At 70.8% G+C, this 18,119-nt stretch carries 15 protein-coding genes; 4 read left to right on the top strand and 11 right to left on the bottom strand.

Going from position 1 to position 18,119, the window contains the following annotated elements; genetic code table 11:
• Positions 1-7: 7 nt before the first annotated feature.
• Positions 8-3,013 carry an AfsR/SARP family transcriptional regulator gene (locus ACFOSH_RS16855; protein WP_378239850.1) on the top strand — a complete coding sequence of 1,002 codons (3,006 nt, stop codon included), beginning with the start codon at positions 8-10 and terminating at the stop codon, positions 3,011-3,013.
• Between the two features lie 60 nt (positions 3,014-3,073).
• Here the strand turns inward: ACFOSH_RS16855 and ACFOSH_RS16850 are convergent, their stop codons facing one another.
• From ACFOSH_RS16850 to ACFOSH_RS16825, 6 genes are all read right to left on the bottom strand, one after another.
• Complete coding sequence (locus tag ACFOSH_RS16850) at positions 3,074-3,583, bottom strand: hypothetical protein (protein WP_378239849.1); 510 nt, start codon at positions 3,581-3,583, stop codon at positions 3,074-3,076.
• A 211-nt stretch (positions 3,584-3,794) separates the two neighbouring features.
• A complete protein-coding gene (gene manA / locus ACFOSH_RS16845) occupies positions 3,795-5,018 on the bottom strand; it encodes a mannose-6-phosphate isomerase, class I (protein ID WP_378239973.1) in 1,224 nt (407 codons plus the stop codon).
• A 70-nt stretch (positions 5,019-5,088) separates the two neighbouring features.
• Positions 5,089-6,180: a hypothetical protein gene (locus tag ACFOSH_RS16840; RefSeq protein WP_378239848.1), complete on the bottom strand. Its 1,092-nt coding sequence runs from the start codon at positions 6,178-6,180 to the stop codon at positions 5,089-5,091.
• Positions 6,164-6,385 (bottom strand): Trm112 family protein, encoded by a 222-nt coding sequence (locus tag ACFOSH_RS16835; protein WP_005150815.1) that lies wholly within the window; start codon positions 6,383-6,385, stop codon positions 6,164-6,166. The genes ACFOSH_RS16840 and ACFOSH_RS16835 overlap by 17 nt, the downstream gene beginning before the upstream one ends.
• A 52-nt stretch (positions 6,386-6,437) precedes the next feature.
• The gene (locus ACFOSH_RS16830; protein ID WP_378239847.1) at positions 6,438-7,793 is read right to left on the bottom strand and encodes a phosphomannomutase/phosphoglucomutase; all 1,356 of its coding nucleotides are present in this window, start codon (positions 7,791-7,793) and stop codon (positions 6,438-6,440) included.
• A gap of 72 nt (positions 7,794-7,865) precedes the next feature.
• The gene (locus ACFOSH_RS16825; protein WP_083255246.1) at positions 7,866-8,219 is read right to left on the bottom strand and encodes a DUF3499 domain-containing protein; all 354 of its coding nucleotides are present in this window, start codon (positions 8,217-8,219) and stop codon (positions 7,866-7,868) included.
• Between the two features lie 116 nt (positions 8,220-8,335).
• Here ACFOSH_RS16825 and ACFOSH_RS16820 point away from each other — a divergent pair, with 116 nt between their 5' ends.
• Positions 8,336-8,767: a metallopeptidase family protein gene (locus ACFOSH_RS16820; protein WP_016337110.1), complete on the top strand. Its 432-nt coding sequence runs from the start codon at positions 8,336-8,338 to the stop codon at positions 8,765-8,767.
• A 423-nt stretch (positions 8,768-9,190) separates the two neighbouring features.
• On the opposite strand, the gene ACFOSH_RS16815 is transcribed toward ACFOSH_RS16820, so the two are convergent.
• A complete protein-coding gene (locus tag ACFOSH_RS16815; protein WP_378239846.1) occupies positions 9,191-12,484 on the bottom strand; it encodes a glycosyltransferase in 3,294 nt (1,097 codons plus the stop codon).
• Positions 12,485-12,635: 151 nt separating this feature from the next.
• Positions 12,636-13,019 carry a WhiB family transcriptional regulator gene (locus tag ACFOSH_RS16810; protein WP_007028952.1) on the bottom strand — a complete coding sequence of 128 codons (384 nt, stop codon included), beginning with the start codon at positions 13,017-13,019 and terminating at the stop codon, positions 12,636-12,638.
• 171 nt (positions 13,020-13,190) lie between these two features.
• Here ACFOSH_RS16810 and ACFOSH_RS16805 point away from each other — a divergent pair, with 171 nt between their 5' ends.
• Positions 13,191-13,952 (top strand): site-2 protease family protein, encoded by a 762-nt coding sequence (locus tag ACFOSH_RS16805; RefSeq protein WP_378239972.1) that lies wholly within the window; start codon positions 13,191-13,193, stop codon positions 13,950-13,952.
• Positions 13,953-13,961: 9 nt separating this feature from the next.
• Here ACFOSH_RS16805 and ACFOSH_RS16800 read toward each other — a convergent pair whose 3' ends face one another.
• The 3 genes from ACFOSH_RS16800 to mshB are packed head-to-tail and all read right to left on the bottom strand — an operon-like array spanning position 13,962 to position 16,001.
• Positions 13,962-14,753: a hypothetical protein gene (locus ACFOSH_RS16800; protein ID WP_378239845.1), complete on the bottom strand. Its 792-nt coding sequence runs from the start codon at positions 14,751-14,753 to the stop codon at positions 13,962-13,964.
• Positions 14,746-15,162 (bottom strand): hypothetical protein, encoded by a 417-nt coding sequence (locus tag ACFOSH_RS16795; RefSeq protein ID WP_378239844.1) that lies wholly within the window; start codon positions 15,160-15,162, stop codon positions 14,746-14,748. The genes ACFOSH_RS16800 and ACFOSH_RS16795 overlap by 8 nt, the downstream gene beginning before the upstream one ends.
• Positions 15,159-16,001 carry an N-acetyl-1-D-myo-inositol-2-amino-2-deoxy-alpha-D-glucopyranoside deacetylase gene (gene mshB, locus ACFOSH_RS16790; RefSeq protein WP_378239842.1) on the bottom strand — a complete coding sequence of 281 codons (843 nt, stop codon included), beginning with the start codon at positions 15,999-16,001 and terminating at the stop codon, positions 15,159-15,161. Before mshB ends, ACFOSH_RS16795 begins: the two co-directional genes overlap by 4 nt.
• Before the next feature lie 158 nt (positions 16,002-16,159).
• Here mshB and ACFOSH_RS16785 point away from each other — a divergent pair, with 158 nt between their 5' ends.
• A complete protein-coding gene (locus tag ACFOSH_RS16785) occupies positions 16,160-17,941 on the top strand; it encodes an ABC transporter ATP-binding protein (protein ID WP_378239841.1) in 1,782 nt (593 codons plus the stop codon).
• The last annotated feature ends 178 nt before the right edge of the window (positions 17,942-18,119 follow it).

Genomic DNA, 18,119 nt, shown 5'->3' with positions numbered 1-18,119 from the left:
GGTGCCCGTGCCGCGATTCGGCGTGCTCGGACCGTTGACGATCGAGAGCCCGCACGGGCGGCACACCGCGCCGCGCGGCGATCATCAGCGCGCCCTGCTGGCCGTCCTGCTGCTGAACGCGAACTCGTCCGTCCCCGTCGATGCCCTGGTCGAGGCCCTCTGGCCGGAGGGGCCGCCGAAGTCCTACTCCTCGAACCTGCACACCTACGTCTCTCGCCTGCGGGCGCGGTTCGAAGGGCTGGAGATCGAGCGGGACCCGCACGGCTACCGGCTGGCGGTCGAACCCGGCGACCTCGATCTGCTCTCGTTCCGCGAAGCCGTCGCGGCGGGGAAGGCCGCGGCGCGCGCGGGCGATCCGGCGGCGGCCGCCGGGCACTATCGCCGGGCGCTGGCGGAATGGCGCGGGCCGGTGCTGTCCGGGCTGAGCATCCCCCGGCTCGACGCGGACGTCGCCCGGCTCGAGTCGGAACGGCTCGCCGCCTTCGAGGACTGTGTCGACGCCGAACTGTCCGACGGCAGGCACGGTGAGCTCACCGGCGAACTCCAGGCGATGATCACCGAACATCCGCTGCGCGAGCGGCTGGCCGCGCAGCTGATGATCGCGCTGCACCGCGCCGGGCGGCAGGCCGACTCACTGGCCGTCCATCGCGATCTTCGCGCCACCCTCGTCGAGGAGCTCGGCGTCGAGCCCGGCGCCGAGGTCCGCCGCGTGCTCGCCGCCGTGCTGCGCGGCGAGGATCCGGTGCCGTCGGTCAGAGTGGCGCAGGTCTTCCCGATCTGCCAGCTGCCCCCGGACATCGCGGATCTCGCGGGCCGCGAAGGCGAGATCGCGCAGCTCTCCGGGCTGCTCGGCGACGGCGCGGGCGTCCCGGTCGCGGTGATCACCGGCGAACCCGGCGCGGGCAAGTCCACCCTCGCGGTCAGCACCGCGCACCGGCTCCGCCGGTCCTTCCCGGACGGGCAGCTGTTCGTCCCGCTGGCGGGCGCTTCCAAAACCCGCGAACTCGCCGACGTCCTCGGCGACCTGTTGCGGGCGCTCGGCGTCACGGGTCCCGCCATCCCGGACGACGTCGAGGCCAGGGCGGCGGTCTATCGCGGCCGTCTCGCCGATCGGCGGGTCCTCGTGGTGCTCGACGACGCCGCGGGCCCCGATCAGGTCCGCGCGCTGCTGCCGGGAACGCCGGGCAGCGCCGTCCTGGTCACCAGCAGGCTGCGGCTTTCCGGGCTCGCCGGGGCGGATCGTCTCCACCTCGCGCCGTTGTCCGGCGACGAGGCGATGACCCTGCTGGCGCGGCTGGCCGGGCCGGACAGGGTGGGCGCCGAACGCGCGGACGCGGAGCGGATCGCCAAGGCCTGCGGCAATCTCCCGCTGGCGCTGCGGATCGCCGGCAGCAGGCTCGCCATGCGGCCGGGACTGCCGCTCGGGAAGCTCGCCGGAAGGCTGGAGGACGAGGTCTCCCGCCTCGACGAACTCCAGGTCAGCGATCTCCAGGTGCGCGGCAGCATCGCGTTGAGCTACCAGGCGCTGAGCCCGGCGGCGCGCCGTGCGTTCCGGCTGATCGGCCGCTGCCGCACCCACGACCTTCCCGCCTGGGCGGTGTCGGTCCTGATCGACACCGAGGACGCGGACGAGGCCATCGACGAGCTCGTCGAAGCCAGCCTGCTCCAGGCCACCGGTCTCGACCCGACGGGCGAGCAGCGGTTCCGCGTGCACGACCTCGTGCGCGTGTTCGCCACCGAACTCGGCCGGGAGCTGGAGACCCACGCCGAGCGGGTGGCCACGGTCACGAAGGTGTCCGACGCGGCACTGTGCCTCGCCGACACGGCGGCCCGCCGCCTGCCGAGGACGGTGCCGATGCCGTTGTCGGATCAGGACGTGCCCGCCCAGCCCCTGTCCGGTGAACTGGTCGAGCGACTGCTGCTCGATCCCGGCACCTGGTTCGCCGTGGAGCGGGCCAACCTGGTCGCCGCCGTCTCGTCGTTGTGCGCCGTCGGCTGGCTGCGAAAAGCGTTGCGGATACTGGAAAGGCTGAGCGCGTACCTGTACCTGCACAGCCACTGCACCGACATGCGGACGGCGTACGAGACCTTGCGCGACGCCGCTCGCGAGGCGGATGACAGGCATATCGCGGTCATCGCCGAGGCGAACCTGACGGTGCTGCTGCACGTCCGCGGCGAGTACGAACGCGCCGTCGAGGGTTACCGCGAATGTTCGAAGGAGCTGGCGGAACTGGGTGACGTTTCCGCGCGGGCGTGGGTCGAGACGAATCTGGCGCGCTGCCTCGTCGGTCTCGGCAGGGCCGGGGAATCCCTGCACGCCGCGACCCAGGCCCGTGAACTGTCCACTGTGGAGGAAACCGGGCCGGGGGCGTACGCGCGGCACGCGGAGTCCGCGGCGCTGCACCGGCTCGGCAAGGTCACCGAGGCGCTCGAGATCGACCGCCGAAGCCTCGCGCACGCGCGCGAAGGCGGCGACGAACGCCAGCTCGGCGTTGCCCTGCAAGGGCTTTCGTGGTCGCTGATGCTCGACGGCCGCGAGGAGGAGGCTTTGGAGAAGATCGAGGAATCGGTCCGGGTGCTGCGCCGGACGACGGCGAAATCGGCGCTGGCGAAGTCGTTGCGCACCCAGGGCGCGATCCTCGCGGGCGCCGGACAGCGCGTCGGCGCGGTGAAGGCCTACGAGAACGCGCGGCGGATCGCCGGCGCGATCGAAGAACGGCCGAGGGAGCTTTCCTGCACGCGCGCGATAGCGGCGAGCTGGATCGGCGAAGGCCGGGCCGATCGCGCGATTCCCGTGCTGCGCCACTGCCTCGACGAATTCCGCGCCATGGGCGGGAAACCCGCGACGGGCCTCACCCTGCACGTGCTGCGCAGGGCGTACGAGGCCGTCGGGGAAACAAAAGCGGCCGAGGCGGCGGGTGAAGAGGCGAAGCGATTGGAAGTCCCCCACGACGCCAACGCTTCGACCCTCGTCCGGTTGCTGTTGTCGCTCACCGAACCCGCCCCGGCCTGACCGAGTGGTGCCCGACCCCTCAGACGAGCACCACCCGGAAGTCCGATCACTTCCCCTGGTTCACTTTGCTCCGAGCGACGGTTCACGCCGTCCGGCGGAGAACCAGGCCAGCGCGATCACCAGCACCCCGTTGGCGGCGGCGTCCCACATCGGCGGCGAGGCGGGTTCGAGCCGGGCGACCGCGAACACGTTGATCAGCCCGGCGACGGTCAGCATCACGCGGATGGGCTGGGTGCCGCTCACCACCAGCGCGGCGGTGAGCAGCACCTGCGCGCCGAGCGTGATCAGCACGACCAGCGGGATGTTCAGCCTGCTCTCCGCGTCGGCGGCGAGGCCGTGCAGTCCGGACCCAGCGGCTTTGAGGGACTCGATCGCGTCACCGGCGAACCCCGCCAGCGCCGGCGCCGGGACGGCCAGGTCCTGGCCGTCCGGAAGCGGGAGCGCCAAGTCGACGACAGGCACGAGCGCGGCCACGACGGCGATTCCGAGCGCGGCGAGCAGGACGGCGGGGTGCACGGAAACCGGCACCCGGTAGGCGCGCCCGCCCGCCGCGTCGGGATGGGAAGTCACTGCTGCTGCTCTCCTCGGCCATCGTCATCCGGGAGAAGCCGACGACAATCGCCGGGTCACCCGTAAGGATGATGGTCGCGCAACCCGCCACACGGAACGCACACAGTTCGGCCAAGGAACGCTTGCCCAGACAACGCAATTCGGCACCTGGTTGCGGTACTTGCGCGTGCAAGTACCGCAACCAGGTGCCGAATTGCGAGGGTCGAGCGTGTCAGCAGGTGCCGGCGGTGGCGCGGAAGACCTGGGTGCGCTCACCGGAAAGCGGCCGCACGCGGACGGCGGGGTCGGCGGCCGGGAGCCACACCGACTGGCCGCGGCGGAGTTCGACCTGCTCGCCGTCGTCGGCCGTCACCAGCAGGCCGCCGGCCGTGCACAGCAGGATCTGCGGGCCGACGTCGTGGACGGCGGTTTCGCCGTCGTCCCCGGCCTCCCACTCGATCCGCGACAGCTCGAACTCGGGCGCGTCGGTGCGGTACACCGACAGGCGCTCCTGGCGTTCGCCGCGCTGGACCGGCATCTCGCCGCAGGCGAAGTCGACGACACGCAGCAGCTCCGGCACGTCGACGTGCTTGGGGGTAAGCCCGCAGCGCAGGATGTTGTCCGAGTTCGCCAGGATCTCGACGGCGGTGCCGTGCAGGTACAGGTGCAGGTTGCCGGCGGGCAGGTAGATCGCCTCGCCCGCGCTGAGGGTGAGCCGGTTGAGCAGCAGCGCCGCGAGCACACCGGCGTCCCGCGGATGCGACTCGCCGAGCTCCAGGATGGTCCGGCATTCGACGTCGAACTCGCCGCGTTCCCGGACGTGCTTCACACACGAATCGAGGACCTCGGGCAGCAACTCGTCGAGCGCGGCCTGCGGCAGGGTGATCCAGGTGGTGAACAGCGCGCGCAGCCCGGCCGGATCCGGCTGGGCCTCCAGCAGTACCGCGTACTTCGCCAGCCCGGGCGTCTCGATCGCCTTCAGCAGCGAGATCGTGCGTTCCGGGTCGCGGAAACCCGCCAGCGCGTGGAACTCCGTCAGCGCGCAGACGAGTTCCGGCTTCGCCGTCGGATCCGGGTAGTTGCGGTTCGACGCGTCGCGCGGGATCCTCGCCGACTCCTCACGCGCGTACCCCTCGGCCGCCTGCGCGGCGGACGGGTGCGCCTGCATCGAAAGCGGCTCTTCGGCGGCGAGGATCTTCAGCAGGAACGGCAGCCTGCCGCCCCAGCGGTCCGCGCAGCTCGTGCCGAGCTGGCCGACCGGATCGGCTTCGACGAGCTCCAGCAGGCTCCGCTCGGTGCCGTCCGGGCCGATGACGTGGGACGGGTCACCGGGGTGGGCGCCCATCCACAGTTCCGCCTCCGGATGCGGCGCCGGAACCGGTCGCCCCAGCAGCTCGGGGATCGTCGTTCTGGAACCCCACGCGTAGGGCCGCACGGCATTGCGCAGCAGCTCCACTGTCACCTCAACTCCTCGCCGGGCACGGGTTGTTTGTGCCGGCCCTCATGTCTTACGTCGCGCGCGGGGCTCACGCCGTTGCAGGCGTGTACCTCCCGGCGCCGCCGATGCTGCCGACGGCCAGCCCGAGATAGACCGCGGCCAGCTCGAAACGCAGCGCGAGAACGGCCGCACGCACGATCTCGTCCGTTTCGATCTCTTCGGCCGGGGCGATCACGTCCGCACCGGGCAGCAGGTCTTCCGCCTGATAGCGGGCCGCCTCCGTGGCGGGCCCCGTCCGAACCGAGAGGAGCAACACCCTCGGCGTCGAGCCGACCCCCTCCTCCGGGTCCGCGAAGATATCGCGCTCCACGCCCCCGGACAATGCCGCACGCCGCAAAGCGGGCCTCGCCAGCGCCTGGCGATAGTCCTCCACGTCACAGACGACGGCCGCGTGGGCGGCGAACGCGTGGGCCGCGTGCTCGCCGACGGCGACCGCGACCGGGTCCAGCCCCCACAGGAGCGGCTGGCGATCGGCCAGCTTCAGCGCCATCGCCTTGGCGGGGTTCGCGAACGAGTCCCTCGCCAGGTAGTCCTTCTCCGCTTCCGCGTCGAGCTGGTCGGCGAGCTGTTCCAGATCGGCTACCAGCAGGCCGAGCGCGTTCGCGGTCAGCAGGGCGGCGGCGAGCCCGCGCGGGAAGGCCATCTCCGGCGGAACCGGGAGCCTCGGCGCGAGCAGCAGTCCCTTGCCCGCGACGCTGGCCGCGACCGGGCCTTCGGCAGGCGCGGACAGCACGACGGTCGCCCCGAATCGGGCGGCGCGCTCCAGTGAGGCGGCCAGCTCGCGGTCACCGGCGTCGTCGGTGTGCGCGAAGACGACGTCGAGCGCGCCGATCCAGCTGGGCACGACCTCGGCGACGACCACCGGCACCGGGCAGGACGGGGTCAGCAGAGCGGCGACCAGGCGGGTCAGCGTCCGGCTGACACCTGGCCTGTCGATCAGCACGAGCGAGCGCGGGCGCCCGACATCCAGGCGATCGCTCAATTCGAGCTCGGCCGCGGCTTCGACGGTCGCCCGGACCTGGGCGCCCGCCATCGCGGCGGCACGGAGCAGCCCCGCGGTGTCGGCCTCGGCCAACCGCGCGGGATCGTCGAGCAGGGAATCGTCAGGGACCGTCGGCATGGGCGCCATCCGGGGTCGTCGGCTCGGTGGCTTCGTCCAGCAACAGTACCGGGATTCCATCACGGACCGGATACACCCGACCGCATTCCGTGCAGGTCAGCGCGTCTGCCTCCGGGTCGGCCGTCGTCCCCGTCCGCAGCGGTGCGTGATCGGGGGACGGGCAGGCCAGGATCTCCAGCAACTGTGCGTCAAGCGTGACGGCCATGGGTTACTCCTACCTGTGGGACATCTCTATGTGTGTTTTCACGCCACATTCGTTACCCACGGACTATCGCCAGTACGTCTTCGGTCAGGGCCCGGACCGCCTCGGCGTCGGCGGCCTCGACGTTCAGGCGGAGCAGCGGCTCGGTGTTGGACGGGCGCAGGTTGAACCAGCCGCCGCCGGGAAGCTGCACGGTGAGGCCGTCCAGTTCGTCGATCTCGACGCCGTCGCGCGCGGTGAAGGCGTCCTTGACCGCGAGCATGCGCGCGACCTGGTCGTCCACGGTCGAGTTGATCTCACCGGAGGCCGCGTAGCGCGAGTACTCCGCCGTCAGCTCGGACAGCGGGCCCGTCTGCTCACCGAGGGCGGCGAGGACGTGCAGCGCGGCCAGCATGCCGGTGTCGGCACGCCAGAAGTCGCGGAAGTAGTAGTGCGCGGAGTGTTCGCCGCCGAAGATCGCGCCGGTCTTGGCCATCTCGCCCTTGATGAACGAGTGCCCGACCCGGGTGCGCACCGGCTTGCCGCCGTGCTCGGCGACGATCTCCGGGACCCCCTTCGACGTGATCAGGTTGTGGATGATGGTGCCGCCCGGCTCCTTCTCCAGCTCACGGATCGCGACCAGCGCGGTGATGGCGCTCGGCGACACCGGCTCGCCGCGCTCGTCGACGACGAAGCAGCGGTCCGCGTCGCCGTCGAAGGCCAGGCCCGCGTCGGCGCCTTCCTCGCGCACCTTCGCCTGGAGGTCGACGATGTTCTTCGGGTCGAGCGGGTTGGCCTCGTGGTTCGGGAAGTTGCCGTCGAGTTCGAAGTACATCGGCACGATGTCGATGGGCAGGCCCGCGAAGACCGTCGGGACGGTGTAGCCGCCCATGCCGTTGCCGGCGTCGACGACGACCTTCAGCGGACGGCTGCTCGACAGGTCGACGAGCTTGCGCAGGTACGCCGCGTACTCCGCGAGGACGTCCTTCTCGGTCACCGAACCGCGCTGGCCGGCGAAGGCGGGCACGCCCTGCTCGACGGTGTCGCGGATTTCCGCGAGACCGGAGTCCTGGCCGACCGGTGCGGCACCCGAGCGGCACAGCTTGATGCCGTTGTACTTCGCCGGGTTGTGGCTGGCGGTGAACATGGCGCCCGGCAGGTTCAGCGATCCGGACGCGAAGTACAGCTGGTCGGTGCTGGCGAGGCCGATCGTCACCACGTCGAGCCCCTGTGAGGTCACGCCGTCGGCGAACGCGGCGGAGAGCTCGGGGGACGAGTCGCGCATGTCGTGGCCGATCACGACGGAGTCGGACTCCGGCTTGATCAGCAGGGCGAACGCCGAACCGAGGTCACGTACGAGCGCCGCGTCCAGCTGCTCGCCGACCACGCCGCGAATGTCGTAGGCCTTCACGATGCCCGAAAGGTCTGGCACGCCTGCTCCCCGCCAATAGTCTCGTTACAACGCCCTCTGGCGCGCTCGAAAGCCTACCGGCGGGCCCTTGCGTCAGGCTCGGCCGGGCAGGACGCGCAAGTGGCCGCGCCTGCCCGAGGGACCCTCGGGTTCGGGGCCGGGCGCGGGCTTGTCCGAGCGGCCCGCTTCGCGCACGGCCTCGGCCAGCGCGGTCAGCTCGTCGGCGGAGGGGTCGGGGGCGGCGAAGGCGCCCTCGTGCCGGACGACTTCCCAACCCTTGGGCACGGTGAGCCGGAGGGCGTGGGCTTCGCAGAGGTCATAGGAGTGCGGCTCGCTCGCGGTGGCCAGTGGCCCCACGACGGCTGTCGAATCGCTGTAGGCATACGTGAGCGTGGCGACAGCGGGCTCGAGACAACCCGTTCGCGAACACTTTCGTACGCTCCGCACGATCGAGAACGATAGCGCGTCCTCGGCCAGGTGTACCGGCGACACGCGCTTCGACTCGCCGAGCGCGTACCCTTCGGATCGTGGCGACGGCTCGTGATTCCCGACAGCGACGGCGGATGCGCCGGGACCGGCACGGCCGGGGCCTGCGCGGAGCGCTGTATCCGTCGACCCTTCCTGCCGCCGCTAGCAGGGCAGAGAGGTTCGACGCGCTGGTTTTGGACGCGCTCGAACCGATCGAAGCGCGGTGGCGGCACGAGCTGACGAAGCTCGACGTCGCCGTCGACGACGTTCCCGAAGTTCGCTCGGATGGCGCACCGGCCGGAGTGGACGGAGTGCTGCACGACGGCGCCGTCCCGCTCTCGCGGCTCGTGCCCGCCGGCGTCGACCGCGCCGGACTGCCGACGCGGGCCCGGATCGTCCTCTACCGCCGCCCCCTCGAAGCACGCGCGAAGGACCCCGGCGAACTCGCGGAACTCGTCCACGACGTCCTCGTCGAACAGGTCGCGGGCTACCTGGGCGTCGAACCCGACGTCATCGAAGGCGAATAACCCCCGCTCGCCTCTCCCACCCACCCCAGCCCAGCCCCCACCCTTCCCCGGGGGGCGTCCCCAGCCCAGCGTACCGCGAGACACCGACGGGACCTGCGAAAACGGCGCTGGAGCCCCGAGTTGTCCACAAGTGGAGCAGGCTGTGGACAACTCTGCTTCCAGGTGTTCCGGGCGCGATTCAGGTGCTCCCACTGTGGCATTGGGCCTCAGCGGGGGGCAGGGGCTGGGGCGACGGGTGAGTTCTGAAGGGGTAGCGCTGTCCTGAAGGCCCCCTTTGAGACGTTCAACGTCTCAAAGGGGGCCTTCAGGACAGCGACGACAGCAGCGGGAGCGACGGCGGCAGCAAGCGGCAGCAGGCAGCAAGCGCAAGCAACAGCGGAGGTAGCGGCAGCGGCAAGCGGTAGCGACACCGAGCCAAACCGCTCAAGATTGCGAAGGCCGCCGCCGCGTAGGTACAGCAGTCAGCAGTGTGAACAGCACCGCCGCCACCTGCGCCAGCAGCAGCAGGTTCCGTGTGGTCCCTTGGTGCTCCACCACGACCTCCGAAGGCGCCGGAGGCACCGAGACGGCCACCTGATGCCCCCAAGCCCGCACGATCGGCACGGCCTTGCCGTCCACGCTCGCCTGCCAGCCCGCCTCGAACTCCGCGGCCAGCACCAGCAGTCGCCCTGTCGGCCCTTCCGAGACACGCACCCGCACGTCCGGCAACCCGGCCTGCACCGGCGCCACCCCTGGCGACGCCCCCGGCGCGCCCTTCCCGGTCACGGCCGCCTGCGCCAGTTCCGGCGAGATCAACGCCACCTGCCCACCGGCGGGCAGCAGGCGAAGCACCGGACGCCCGTCGGAGGTCGGCTCCGCCGGAGCGACCAGGTCCCGCGCGAGTTCGACGAAAGCACCGCCGTCGGCGCCACTGGGCAGCACGACATACAGCGCTCCCGAAGCCAAAGCCGCCGCGAAGGCCTGCTTGACCGCGTCCGGCGAGCCCTGGAGAAGGTCCCGGCGCCACGAGGCCAGCCGATCGGCGCTGCCGGGTGTCGGCGCGAGTTCGTCGTCGCCGTAGAACGGCAACCGCCCACCGGTCTGCCGGACACCCTCTTGAGCAGAACCCACTACCAGCACCGAACGCCCTGTCACGGCCAGTTCCGCCGAAATCCCCGAAGCCAGCGAAGGACGCTCACCCGACCGCAGCGGGCCTTCCCGCCCGGCGACGGCCGCACCGGTCACCAGCGCCAGCAGGACGAGCACCCCGGCCACGGCCGTGACCTTCGCCAGCCACGGCGCGGGGTCGACACCGGACCCACCCCGCTGCCAGGTGGCCAGCACCGTCCACAGCAGGCCCGCGCCGATCACCAGCAGCGGCACCCCGGCGTACCCGGTCGCGTGCGCGCCGCCCGACATCGGCGTCACCGCCACGAACCGCACCGCCACGAGCCCGAGCACCCCCAGCACGACGACCGCGACACCGGCGCCCGCGCCCTTCGACGGCCGCACCACCAGCGCGACGATCGCGGCCGCGACCAGCGCCACCCCGATCGGCCACGCGCCGGGTCCGCCCGGGTCCAGTCCGGCGAGATCGGCCCCGGACGCGGCCGTCGCACCGCCGCCGAGCCCGTGCAGCAGCAGTTCCGGATGCCTCAGCAGCACACTCGGCCACGGCAGCAGCAGCGCCAGCGGCAGGAAGACCACGATGCCGACCGACGCGATCCGCCGCGCGAGCCCCGTCGGCGACGGCAGCACCACGAACCCGATCACCAGTCCGACCAGCGCCAGCGCGTGCGCCAGCGGCGAGAACGCGCCGATCAGCGCCAGCCCGATCGCGCTCAGCGCGGAAACGTGCAGCCATCGCGAGTCCGCGCGGACCAGCAGCCCCACGATGCCCGCGATCACCGGCGGCAGCAGCAGGTGCACGACGACGACGTCGAGCCGCCCCTGCGCGACCGAAGCGGTGGCCGCCGGGAGCACGCCGTAAGCCGCCGCGACGACGGCACGCACCCAGCGACGCACGCGAAGGTGCCGAGTGGCCGCGTACGCGCTCAGGGCGGCGAGCGGGATGTCACCGATGAGCAGGATCGCGACCAGCGCCGCGGGGCCGCCGATCGGGGCGAAGATCGCACCGAGGGTGCCCAGCACCGGCAACGTCGCGGGCGCGGGACTCGCCGTCCCGCCCGCGATCGCGTGCCACGGCGCCAGGTACGACGACCAGACCTCGCCGAGCCCGCCGATCGGCAGCAGTTTCCCGCCGAAGAGGTCCAGCCCGAGCCGGGATCCGTTGACGGCGAAGGCGAGCGCGGTCAGGACGACGAGCATGAGCACCGGTGGGGCGAACACGGTCGCGCCGAGCACCCGTTTCCGGTCGACCTCGACGAACACGAGTTCCGGTTCCGGCCGCCGCCCGCCGTCGCGCGGCACCGGCGACGGTTTCGGGCCGCTCGCAGCGGGCTTCTCGGGGACGGCGACCGCGACGATCGCGCTGGGCCGCCGCAGCCCCGTCCCCCGCGAGCCGACCCCGCGCATCGCCCCGGCGGGCAGCGCGCCGGGACCCACCGGGCGATCTTGTCCGGCCTGCAACGCCTCCGGCGGGATCCAGGCCCCTTCCTGATCCGCGCTCTCCGGAACGGTCCCGAGCGCGAAGTCCCGTTCGACGCCGCGCCGGACGAGGCCGACGACACCGGCGCGGACCGCGTTGCGCACCCGCGTCATCCGCCCGGTGAACAGTCCTCGGACGTCGCCCGGCCGGTCGGTCTTCCGGCGTTCGGCGCGGGCAGCGCGCAGCCCGCCACGACCGCGCAGCAGGAACCAGGCCGCCGCGAGTTCCGCGCCCGCCTCGCCAGTGCGTCGCAGCAGCAGGAACGCGAGCGCGCGGAACAGCGCGAAGAACGGGATCCGGACCAGACCGAACCAGAAGGACAGCGGGGAACAGTTGACGAGGAACACCCGGAGCCCGTGCGCGCGGTTCGCCGTCGCGAGGGAAAGGCCGAGCGCGTCCGGTTCCCGCTGCCCGGTGCTGAGCGCGCGAGCGTGCCGGAGCCGGGCCGACGGCACCGAAAGCACGCGGCCGCCCGCGGCGTTGGCGCGCCAGCCGAAGTCGAGATCCTCGCGCAGCAAGGGAAAACCGGGGTCGTAGCCGCCGAGGTCGTGCCAGACTTCGCGCCGCACCAGTGATCCGGCGCTCGGCACGGCGAGCACCGCGGTGTCGGTCTCGTCGGGTGAGATCTGCTGCCGATGGCCGATGGCGTCGGTCGACAACCCGGCTTCGACGATGAGCCGCGGGTCGCTCCAGTCCACCGCGAGCGGACCGAGCACTGTCGCCGAGGGCTCGTTTTCCGCCGCTGCCAACAGGTTTTCGAGACAGTCGGGTTCCGGCGCGCAGTCGTCGTGCAGCAGCCAGAGCCAGCCGCCGGGATCACCCCAGCGTTCGACGGCGTATTGGGCGGCCTCGCCGACGGCGGCGCCGAAACCGATGTCACTCGAAAGTGTGAGAATTCCGTCAAGGACCGGCGCTTCGCCGGCGACTCCCTCGGCAGCCGCCGCGTCGGCGAGGATCTTGGCCGTCCGGTCGGTGGACCCGGTGTCGACGGCGAGCACGTGCCGCGGCCGGACACCGCTGCGCCGCAGCGCGGAAAGCGCCAGTGGCAACCAGTTCTCGCCGTCGTGACAGACCACAATGGCCAGAACGGGAGCCGTGCGCGGCACAGATGACGCGGCGGTGCGGGACAACGGGCACTCCAGAGGTGGCGGCGAAGTCGAGTGCCGCCACCCTACGACGCGACCCTGTCACCCGTTGGTGGCCCCACAGTATGAGAACAAACGCTGGGTGGAACCGGGCAGGAAGCGATCTCCGGCGCACTGGGGGTGCCGGAGATCGCCGTCACACAGCTCGCTTTTTCAGTTTCCTACGCTCACGTTCGGAGAGCCCGCCCCAAATACCGAACCGCTCGTCATGCGCGAGGGCGTACTCGAGGCACTCGTCCTTGACCTCGCAACCGAGGCAGATCCGCTTGGCTTCGCGGGTGGAGCCGCCCTTCTCAGGGAAGAACGCCTCCGGGTCCGTCTGCGCGCAGAGGGCCCGTTCCTGCCAGTCCTGCTCTTCCGCGGAGGCATCGTCGAAAAGCTCGGTGAGATCGCCCAGTTGCTGCTCCGGGACCTCACCCCAACCCACGACTTGCCCCCATTCCCTTCCATCTGCTTCCAACCGCACGTCCGCCTCCTCGCTGTCCACGCACTCCCCAGGCTGGCGGTGTTGAAACACCATCCGCCGCCCCCTTCCAGCGACGAATGACATCACTGTGATTACACCCGTGTAGTGCGGTCAGGTCAAGCGGAGTAGCGAGTTCGGGGGATACTCGGGCCGCATCGCGCAAGGGGACACGCCGAGAACTTCACATCGGGCATACGGAAGACTGGTGGGGTGCAGAGATCAGCAGTGCGGCCAAGCCCGATCTTCCTCGGCATCCTCGCCGTCACCGTCCTGGGCGGTGTACTGGCGGCTTTCGGTGACGCGACCACGATTTCCAGCCAGAAGTACGACCCGCTGATCATCACCGGCGTGGTCCTGCTCGTCGCCGGCGGCTGGGTGGCGTCACTGACGCTGCACGAGTTCGGGCACGCGATCGTGGCGTTCCGCGGCGGCGACCACAGCGTCGCCCACAAGGGTTACCTGTCCATGGACGTCCGGAAATACACGGATCCGGCACTGTCCATCATCCTGCCGTTGGTGTTCCTCATCATCGGCGGCATCCCGCTGCCGGGCGGCGCGGTGTGGATCGAACACGGGCGCCTGCGGTCCCGCGGTGTCCAGTCATGGGTGTCGCTCGCCGGGCCGCTGAGCAACCTCGCCGTCGGTGTGGTGCTGACCCTCGTCGTCGCGCTGGTGCCGATGACGAACGGACTCGTGATCGGCCTGTCGTTCCTGGCGCTGCTTCAGATCGTCACGTTCATCCTGAACATCCTGCCGATCCCCGGTCTCGACGGCTGGGGCGCGATCGAGCCGTACCTTTCGCCCGGCGCGCGCGAGTTCGGCGCGAAGGCCCGGCCCTGGGCGCCGCTCGTGCTGTTCGCCGTGCTGTTCCTCGTGGACGACGCGAGCCGGTTGCTGTGGCAGGGGTCCTACGCGATCTTCGACTCCGTCGGCGGTTTCAAGCTCGCGGCCCAGTACGGACAGGACGCGTTCATGTTCTGGAAGTGACCTCGCCGGTCACTGGCCGCCGGGGTGCTCGGTGAACCACTCGTGCGCGCGCTTCCAGACGCGTTTGAGGCCGGATCGCTCGCCGAGGTAGTCGCCCGCCATGCCGACCACCGGCAGCTTCCCGAGCGCCCGGTGGAAAAGCCGGCCCCGAGGGCGCTTCTCCAGTTCTTCGACGATGCCCAGCAGTCCCCTGCCGAGCCGCCACAGCGTGCCCGCGGCCGCCTTCAGGGTCACCTTGCCGTGCTTCTTCTTCGCGTCGTCGAGTTCTTCGGTGAGCTTCGCCGCTTCATCATCTTCGGCGGCTTCGTCATGTTCGGCGTGCTTGCCCGCCGCGATCACCGGATCGATGTCGCGTTCGAAGAGCACCCACGCGATCAGCCGGACCCGGGCGCCGACATCGGTCACGCCGTACTCCCCCGCGATCGCGCACAGCAGCACCCCCTGCGACGCCGAGCCGAGCGCGTCCTGCACGGGCAGCCGGTCGGCGAGCGCGCCGCCGATCCCGGGGATCGCGGTGACCAGCGCGGTGACCCGGCCGACCCGGTTCACCCACCAATGGGTCCGCTGGTAGTTCGACATCTCCGCCCAGGCCGCGGTGCCGGGCACCTTGACCGAGGTGATCCCGTCGAGCAGCTTGTCCTTCAGCCCCGGCTCGACGCCGTCCAGATCTTCGTGGCGACGTCCCCTGGCCTGCAGGCCGAACGGATCCGCGTCGCGCAGCGCGTCGACCATCGGCCCGCAGGCGCGGACGAACGGCCGTAGCACCGCCACGACCTGACGGTCCGAAATCGCTTCACCCACCGCTGCCTCCCTTCGCGACCTTCGCCGCTGTGCCCAGACCGCCGCCCAGCGCCAGTGCTCCCGGCAGGGCCCCGCCGCCGATCAGCAGCAGCGCCCGCCAGTCCTGTACCAGCACCAGATCACCACCGGGCCCGGTCACACCCATCCCGAGTACGACGAGTACCCAGACGAGGAGCGGAATCACCGAAAAGGAGGGCCGGACCACTTTGGCGGTCGTCCTCACCAACAGTGGCGTCGTGATCACCGCGAGCACCACGGTCGCCGGCATCGGGAGATCCCCGAGTTTCGGCAGCACGATCCCATCGAGGCGGAGCGGCAAGAAGAACAGTTCGAGCAACCCGAGCAAGAACGCGTCGAAGCACAGCAGGGCCAGCAGCAAACGCTGCCGCGAAGTGAGCGGCGCGGTCACTTCGCGAGTCCCCCGAACAGGTCCGCCCCGGCGCCCTCGGCCGTCCCGTGGACGAGCACGAAGTACTCGTTCGAGGTGATCGGCTGCGCGACGTCGTTGCTCAGCGCGAAGTGGTCCGCGAGATGCGGCGGCGCGGGCACGCTGACCTGGGTCTCGTGCGCCCGCAGCGCGGCCGCCTTCGCCGGGTTGTGCGCGCTGACGTCGAGAACGGTCGTGATGGTCTCGTCCGGCGTCACCGGGAGTTCGCCGTCCTCGGGAACCCGGAACGTCGACACCCCGCGAAGTGCGGCGAGCCCGGCCTCGACGGCGTCGCGAGAAGAAACAGTATGGAAGACCCGCTCGACCGACGCGGCCTTCGGCGCCGCGGCCATGGTGATCTCGTGCGCGCGGATGTGGTCGGGGTGACCGTACCCCCCGAAAGCGTCATAAGTGACGACGACCTGAGGGCGGACCTCGTCCAGGATCTCCGCGAGCTGAGCGGCCTGCTCGTCGAGGTCGCCGCCGGAGAACGCGCGCGGATGCGCCGCGGACGGCGTCCCTGCCATCCCCGAATCACGCCAGCGGCCGATGCCCCCGAGATACCGGTGCCGGGTGACCCCGAGCGCGGCCAGCGCCGACGCCAGCTCGCCCGCGCGATAGCCGCCGAGCTGATCGGAAGCCCACGAACCGAGCCCGCCGAGGGCGGGCGGGATGATCTCGCCTTCCTCACCGAGAGTGCACGTGACAACGGTCACGTCGGCACCTTCGGACGTGTAGCGCGCGATGGTGCCGCCGGTGGTGATGCTCTCGTCGTCCGGATGGGCGTGGACGAGGAGCAATTTCGGCCGGTCTGAGATCACGGCTTGAAGACTAATTCGAACACGGCGGGCTTTCCTTTATAGGGTGTCGGGAACGGAAGCCGGAGAGCACCGACCTTAGTCGGGCGACTCTCGGTTATCCTCGCGCGAGTCGCGGCCTGTGCGCCGTGACCATATGTACCCCCACGAAGGGCATCTTGGTGAGCACTGAAGCAGCATCGTCGGACCTCGGCGGCGTGTCGGGTTCGGTTCTGTCCATCTCCGACCTGAGCATCTCGTTCCCGACCGACGACGGCGTGGTCGACGCCGTCAAGGGCATCGGATTCGACGTCAAGCCTGGCGAGATCGTCGCGGTGGTCGGCGAGTCCGGTTCCGGCAAGTCGGTGACCTCGATGTCGGTGCTCGGGCTGCTCCCGAAGACGAGCCGGATCGCGGGTGAACTCCGCCTCGGCGACCGCAACCTGGCCGACCTCAAGGAGAAGGATCTCCAGAAGATCCGCGGCAACCAGGTCGCGATGATCTTCCAGGAGCCGATGACCGCGCTGAACCCGGTCTACACCGTGGGCTGGCAGCTGCGCGAGGCGCTCCGCTCGCACCAGGACATCTCGAAGGAAGCCGCCGACAAGCGCGCCATCGAGCTGCTGGAGATGGTCGGCATCCCGAACCCGCCGCTGCGCTTCAAGCAGTACCCGCACCAGCTCTCGGGCGGTCTCCGCCAGCGTGTCGTCATCGCGATGGCGATCTCGTGCGACCCGAAGGTGATCATCGCCGACGAGCCGACCACGGCTCTCGACGTCACCGTGCAGGCGGAGATCCTCGGCCTGCTGCGGAAGCTGCGCGACACCCTGAACACCGCCATCGTGCTGATCACGCACGACATGGGCGTCGTCGCCGACCTCGCCGACCGCGTGGTCGTCATGTACCAGGGCAACATCGTCGAAGAGGCGCCGGTGCGCGACCTGTTCGCGTCGCCGCAGGTGGACTACACCCGCAAGCTGCTCGCCGCGGTGCCGGTGCTCGGCCAGCGCCCCGAAGGACGCCGCCTGCTCGACGACGCCGGCATCTCCGCCGACAGCGACGAGGCCACGAAGATCGCCGAGGACATCCGCCTCGAAGACAGCGAACTCGCGGCCGTGATCGAGGAGAACGCGCCCGCGCTCGAGATCAAGAACCTCGTGCTGGAATACCCCGGCCGTCGCGGCCAGGCGAAGAACCGCGCGGTGGACGACGTCTCGCTGAGCATCGCCAAGGGCGAGATCGTCGGGCTGGTCGGTGAATCCGGTTCCGGCAAGTCGACCGTCGGCCGCTGCGCGATCCGCCTGCTGACCCCGACCTCGGGCACCGTGTCGATCGCGGGCCAGGACATCACGAACATGTCGAACAAGGACCTGCGCCCGCTGCGCCGCTTCTTCTCGATCGTGTTCCAGGACCCGGCGTCCACGCTGGACCCGAAGATGACCATCGGCGAGTCGATCGCCGAGCCGATGGTGCTGCACAAGTTCCTGTCGGGCAAGGCGCTGAACGAGCGCGTCGCGTCCCTTTTGGACAAGGTCGAGCTCGGCGGCCACTACCGCAACCGGTACCCGCACGAGCTGTCCGGCGGCCAGCGCCAGCGCGTCGCCATCGCGCGGGCGCTCTCGCTCGACCCGGCGCTGCTGATCGCGGACGAGCCCACCTCGGCGCTAGACGTGTCGGTGCAGGCCCGCGTGCTGGACCTGTTCCTGGACCTGCAGCGCTCGCTGCAGTTCGCCTGCCTGTTCATCAGCCACGACCTCGCCGTCGTCGACCTGCTCGCCGACCGTGTCGCGGTGATGCAGCACGGCAAGCTGGTCGAGGTCGGCACGCGTGACCAGGTGCTGCACTCGCCGCGCGAGGACTACACCCGGCGGCTGCTGTCGGCCGCCCCGGTCGCGGACCCGGTGCTGCAGGCCGAGCGGCGTGCGGCCTGGCAGGCGGGCAAGCTCGCCCCGGTGGCCGACTGACCCTCAGAGGTACGGAAAAGGCCCCCTTCGCCGCGCTGGACGCCGCGAAGGGGGCCTTTTCGTGCGTTAACCGGTCGGGGAACCTGCGCGAGTGTCCCGGGACCGAGGCTGACAGCACCTCAGCGTCTTCGGGAAGGGCGCGCCAGCGCCCGACCGGAGACTTCACCCCGCGCGCCCT

The organism is Amycolatopsis speibonae, assembly GCF_042647925.1.
GTDB lineage: Bacteria > Actinomycetota > Actinomycetes > Mycobacteriales > Pseudonocardiaceae > Amycolatopsis > Amycolatopsis speibonae.
The sequence above is the reverse complement of the archived record's forward strand: the minus strand, read 5'-3'. Positions and strand labels throughout refer to the sequence as shown.

What these genes read in the sequence shown, in the direction of transcription:
- ACFOSH_RS16840 (WP_378239848.1), bottom strand. Translation starts at nt 6,180, where the DNA reads ATGCCGACGGTCCCTGACGATTCCCTGCTCGACGATCCCGCGCGGTTG.
- ACFOSH_RS16835 (WP_005150815.1), bottom strand. Translation starts at nt 6,385, where the DNA reads ATGGCCGTCACGCTTGACGCACAGTTGCTGGAGATCCTGGCCTGCCCG.
- ACFOSH_RS16820 (WP_016337110.1), top strand. Translation starts at nt 8,336, where the DNA reads ATGCGCCGGGACCGGCACGGCCGGGGCCTGCGCGGAGCGCTGTATCCG.
- ACFOSH_RS16810 (WP_007028952.1), bottom strand. Translation starts at nt 13,019, where the DNA reads ATGGTGTTTCAACACCGCCAGCCTGGGGAGTGCGTGGACAGCGAGGAG.